The organism is Gilliamella sp. X-46, from assembly GCF_057063525.1.
In genome coordinates, this window is the sequence record NZ_JBXSQH010000029.1 from 1 (window position 1) to 5,687 (window position 5,687).

The 5,687-nt window shown below is 40.2% G+C and carries 5 protein-coding genes; all 5 read right to left on the reverse strand.

What is annotated here, in order from left to right:
* Window positions 1-307 precede the first annotated feature (307 nt).
* On the reverse strand, window positions 308-2,104 hold the full coding sequence (locus tag ACYIAJ_RS11195; RefSeq protein WP_483564829.1) for a hypothetical protein: 1,797 nt from the start codon (window positions 2,102-2,104) through the stop codon (window positions 308-310).
* Between the two features lie 343 nt (window positions 2,105-2,447).
* Window positions 2,448-3,092, reverse strand: coding sequence for a hypothetical protein (locus ACYIAJ_RS11200; protein ID WP_483564830.1), 645 nt, complete (start codon window positions 3,090-3,092; stop codon window positions 2,448-2,450).
* Window positions 3,093-3,119: 27 nt separating this feature from the next.
* Window positions 3,120-3,968: an IS3 family transposase gene (locus ACYIAJ_RS11205; protein ID WP_483564832.1), complete on the reverse strand. Its 849-nt coding sequence runs from the start codon at window positions 3,966-3,968 to the stop codon at window positions 3,120-3,122.
* Window positions 3,956-4,255, reverse strand: coding sequence for a transposase (locus tag ACYIAJ_RS11210; RefSeq protein WP_065585449.1), 300 nt, complete (start codon window positions 4,253-4,255; stop codon window positions 3,956-3,958). Before ACYIAJ_RS11210 ends, ACYIAJ_RS11205 begins: the two co-directional genes overlap by 13 nt.
* Before the next feature lie 33 nt (window positions 4,256-4,288).
* Window positions 4,289-5,323 carry a hypothetical protein gene (locus tag ACYIAJ_RS11215; protein ID WP_483564831.1) on the reverse strand — a complete coding sequence of 345 codons (1,035 nt, stop codon included), beginning with the start codon at window positions 5,321-5,323 and terminating at the stop codon, window positions 4,289-4,291.
* Window positions 5,324-5,687 lie beyond the last annotated feature (364 nt).

The following is a 5,687-nucleotide window of genomic DNA, read 5'->3' on the forward strand; positions in this document are numbered from 1 at the left end:
TGGTTATAAGCCTTTAAAAAAAGACCTTCTTTCAAAAAATGTATCGGATTTTCACTTAATGCTAATTTTTGTTCTATTTCCATTACATGACTTCTCTTTATTTATTTGATTTTACCCCTGAGCCACCGCCATCGACACTTTCAGCGTCGCCGGCGGCGGGGGCGGCGCGATTGTGGCTTCGCCGCAACAGCGCAACCCTAAGGGAAATGCCCCAACTTACGCGGGGGCGTTATTCTTTGTTAGATTATCCTCTCAGGCACCATAACCGCCTTCCATGCCCTAAGGATTAAGAACTAAACGCTAAACTCTAAGGTGTGATGCAAACACCAGAAACGTTGTTGCTGCCTCTATAATCACTTATAGCGATACTGCTCGGAAAAGAGCCTGAGACAAAGAACCATCTATTATTCACAAACTCACTCGTCCAGTAATTGAAGTATTTGAAGTCCGCATCAGCGTAGATTTCCATATCGCCCCATTCCGAGAAAAAACCTGCACCTATGTGACGCTGGTAATGATTACCAGATGAACTAGGTGTGGCGCCGACAGAACCTTGGCAAGATGGACTAGAACCCAAACCAGAACAAACCGCATTGGTTAAATCTCTTACCCTAGGCATCCGATAGCCCAAACGACTACACCAAGAGGATTGGTTAGACTGAGTATCAAATTTATCACCCCGATTGACGAACCACTGTCTCAACACAAATCCATAACGAACCTCATTACCTCGACCATCCCTACCCACCAACTCAAAGGTCTGTGGTAAAGATGGCAACGGAGTAAGCGGACTAGGATTAGAATTCCTCCACTGGCTTCTTGCCTCTGGACCATGCAACGTTACCCGTGTTACATAACTGGATTTATCAGTAATCCAATTATCAAATTCTTTACGCCACCCTCCTGGGTTTCTGAACCTCCCTGATCGCGGCCTTGTCCTACTCACCGTTGCACGTATACTACCACTTGTATTAACTGTCCAATTCAACTGACTTGCATCTACCCCAGTAGGAATATCCAAATCAAAATACAATCCATCTGCCCCCGTGGTTGGAAAATTTCGGTCGTAAGATGATGGGTTTGTTGATTGAGTTAGAAAGCCCTTAGTAGGACTCCATATGTTAGATGGACCGGCATAACGTGGTTCATCACCATAGTAAACGTTGCCAGTACCACCATATAACAAATTCGGCCTGACCGAACAAATAGCGGGATGTGACGGCAAAGTGATATAATAATCCGCTGTTCCTCCACTAAATGTACTACTATTTGGCACACCATACTGCGTAACTAAATTCCCCCCTGTACTACTTAAAGTTACCTTATAAGGTACATGACATATACTTAATGCATCATTACGACTAACGGTAGTGCCATTTTTATCCTTTATTGTTAAATCTATACGCCCTGATGCTGTTACTCCATTAGCACCCTGTCCATCCCCATCATCATCTCCCCAATTTCCTTGGCTGATTAGACTATTTAAACTAGTAGAGGTTGCACCCGACGGTATTACCATGTGAATATCATTAAATGTATAATTACCTCTAGGTAACATTATCGGATTGGTAGCACTTGATGTGTTAGCTGACTGAGTAATACGTCTTCCATCTGGCAACTCGATTGCCAAAAAAGTATCCGTATTAGTTGCCTTTGTCTGTCCCCCATCAAATGTTAAATATGGCGCACTACCTTCAATTGCTCTTGATGTATGTGCCGTTAATGCCACAGAACCCTGTGAATACGACAACAAGAACAACAACGCGAAGAACAATGCCGATTTAAATAACAATGAAGGTCTAAACCATAATGGAGGTTTGGATAGCAATGGCGGCCCTAATAACCACTTGGATATCGACGATAATTTTACCGAACATGTGGCCGATGACCTGACCAAAGCGGTTTCCGACGATATTTCCAAAGATGTTGCCGAAGTACCCGCCGAAAACATCGCCAGTAAAGACCTCGATGACGGCGTCCATTTCGCTACGCGAAATGACCTCGCTGATGAAAATAAGAACTGTGTCTGTTTTAGACTACGGTGAAATTGAAAAAGATTTTGGGCATAGGTTTGGCAGGCCAGATGCCAGATGCCAGATGCCAAGTATGATAGCGCATTTCGATCATCCTGTCAAGTAATTTTTTGTTTTATTTGAATTTTTTATAACTAACTGCTCAACTAATGAGCACTCCCTTGCTTTGAAAGCGTTTAAATTATAATCGCTTGAATAATAATGTGCTACCTTTTTTGTTAAAAATTTGTAAAGTTTTGTTAAAGGATGAGTCAGCCTATGTTGGCGGGCTACTGAGGACAACTTTTGCTGGTGGTTTTTGGTTAAAAACCACCAAATAAAAACCTCAATAAAATCAATACCTTTTCTGACCGATTTTTGTTTAAAAATCGTCCTTTATTTGCACCATCCTCTCCTTAAGCCGAAGGACTAAAACTAAGGTGCGGTACAAACAGCAAGTTCTGTATAAGATTGGCTATGGTCATGGTGGGGATAGACGTAGATTCTGCCATCGTACGCACTGGCTCGGCTGACAAGGCCTGATATGTCGCCTGCCCAATAGTAGCTGACAACGAAGCCCGCATCAACGTAATTGTACATGAGTCCCCACTCAGTGAAAAAACCTGCACCAATGTAACGCTGGTAATAATTACCACCTGAAGATGGCGTAGTACCATCTATACCATGTATACATGAGAACCAACTATTATCAACACCACACTTCGCGTTAGTCAAATCATTAACCTTAGAAAGTCGATAACCCAAACGATTACACCAAGATATTTGATTAGATAAAGTCTCCATTTTATTCCTTCTATTGATAAACCACTGCTTCAACACAAATCCGTACTTCACCTCATTACCACGATTATCCCTACCCACCAACTCAAAGGTCTGTGGTAAAGAGGGTACGGTTAGTGATCTAGGATTACTTGATTGTATTCGAGAGCTATCCGCCTTAGGACCAATGATCGTCACCCGCGTTACATTCTTGGATTTATCAGTAATCCAACTATCGGCTTCTATGGGCTGTCCACCTGGCGGGATGAATGTGCCTGAATGTGGCCTTGTCCAACTCACTGTAGCCGTTGGAATGGCAACACATTTTCAAACAAAAAAATTAAGGGATAAGTGTTTTTTAAATTCAACGGGAGGCAAGTAGCCTAACGAAGAATGTAATCGTTTATGATTATACCAATAAGCATAAGCCGAAAAAGCGCGTTGTAACTCAGCCGTTGAGTTGAAACGTTGGCCTTTTACAAATTCCGTTTTAATTGTTTTAAATGTCGCTTCCGCTACCGCATTGTCATAAGGACACCCTTTCTTGCTTAATGAATGCGTGATATTAAATGTCTTAAAACAATCCGCTAATAACCGATTATCAAACTCTTTACCTCGGTCCGAATGAAATAAATCTAATTTTGATAATGGCAGTTTAATTTTGCTTAATGCCGACATAACAAGCTCTGCTGTTTTATGTTGACCAACATGGTAACCGACAATCTGTCTATCGGATAAGTTCACTAAAACACATAAATAGTTCCAACGTTGCTTAACTTGAATATACGTTAAATCCGCAACAACAATTTGTTTTTTATCACCTACATCAAATTGTCGTTGCAGGTGATTTTCTGTGGCGGTTTCATTCACTTCCGTATTGTGAGATTGATAACGTTTAACGGTGTATTTTGATACCAGCAATAAGGCTTTCATCACCCGAGCAATGTAACGGCGTGACACCCAAATATTCTCTTTCTGTAAATCAAAACGAATTCGTCTTGTACCATAAGACTGATAGCTCTGATTAAATAGCGTCACGATTTTATTGGCGTGGGGCCCTACTGATTTTTGTCTATTCAATTTACACTGATAATAAGCGTAATATCTTGATAATCCTAAATATTGACATAGTTTTGTTATGCTATAACGATGTCGATTTGCTTTTAGGATAGCGATTTTCGTCCTATTATCAGTGCTGCTTGCTTTAAAATATCGTTTTCCATACGGAGTTGTTTAAGCTCTTTACGCAACGCGATTAACTCTTGTTCTTGTGGACTGCGATTATCTTTTGTTTTAAATGAACCGCTTTGGCTTGATTGCGTTATCCAACGGTCCAATGCTGATGGTGTCAAATCATATTCTGCAACGATTTCACTACGTGATTTACCATGTTGATAAAGACTGACCATTTGGTGTTTAAAATCATCTGTGAATGTTCGTCTTTTGCGTTTAATCTTATTCACATTTGTTCCTTTTTTAGTGGTGATAAGTTTACCTTACCCCTTAAAAAAGTTGTATGAATTAGTGTAGCCGATCCACGTTATCCCACCATGAGAAACAGAAGACCATGTCAACTGACCTCCATCTACTCCCGCTATATCTAAATCAAAATACAAACCATCAGCAGCCGTAGTAGGAAAATTACGACTATAAGATGACAAACTGGTTGATTGAACTAAAAAACCCTTTTTCCGGTTCCAAATGTTAGCCGGGCCAGCGTAATGAAGGTCATCGCCATAGGAATAAGAGCCAAATTTCAAATCCGGCCTTGCGTAACAAACTTTAGGTTGTTGTGAATTCAGGTTGATATAATACACCGCTGAACTACCTCTAAAAATACTACTATTCGGCACGCCATACTGTGTAGCTAAGCTGCCTCCAGTACTACTTAATGTTACTTTATAAGGCGCATTACATATATCTAATGTATCGCTACGACTTACTGTATGGCCATTCTTGTCAGTGAAACTTACCGATATACTTCCCGTCGCCGTTATGCCATTTGCAGCCTGTCCATCTCCGTCATCATCTCCCCAATAATTATATCTAGTGACCAAATCACTTAAACTCACTGAATTCACTGATGATGGGATTAACATATCTATATCTCCCAAAGTACTTCCTGCATAAGGTAATCTTATTGGATTTGCTGCACTTGATGTATTAGTTGATGGCCTGATAACCCGGCCATCCTGCAACTTAATAGACAATAAACTATCTGTGGAAGTCGCCTTAATTCGTCCCCCATCAAATGTTAAATACGGTGCAGTACCTTCAATAACCTTTGATGTATAAGTCGATAACGCATGTGTACTAAACGAACACGGCAATAACAACACCCCCGCAAAGGCCAATGAAAACTTTGATAAGGGGGATAAAAGCTTGAATCTTGATGATAACCCAGACGATGGCGCCAAGCTAGATGGTTTTGATAACTTCGATAATAAGAATGAGGATGAAGTCTGTTTCAGACTACGGTGATATTGAAAAAGACTTAGGGCATAGGTTTGGTTCCATCCATGATAGCGCATTTCGATTGCCTTGTTAGGTAGTTTTTGTTTTATTTGTGTTTTTTATAATAGCCCGTTCAATTAATGAACACTTCTTTGCTTTAAAAGCCCTTAGACTATAGTCGGTTAAAAAATAATGTACTAGTCTTTTTATTAAAAATTTGTAAGGTTTTTTAAAGAGTTAAAGTTGAGATTTTTTTTGTGTGTTTTAGGGGGAATAGTTTTGGTGGTTTTTTACTAAAAACCCTGGATTCAAACATGAAGTGCAATTTTAAACACGGTGGAGTGAAGAAAGTAGAAAGGTGATTTATACTAGCTCCTTCGCACCACCACAGTTTGGAGATTGCTATGTATTATAATCACCTTTCTAGGAAGGAAAGATACT

Coding starts and splice junctions, on each gene's coding strand:
- ACYIAJ_RS11215 (WP_483564831.1), bottom strand. CDS start 5,323: ATGCGCTATCATGGATGGAACCAAACCTATGCCCTAAGTCTTTTTCAA.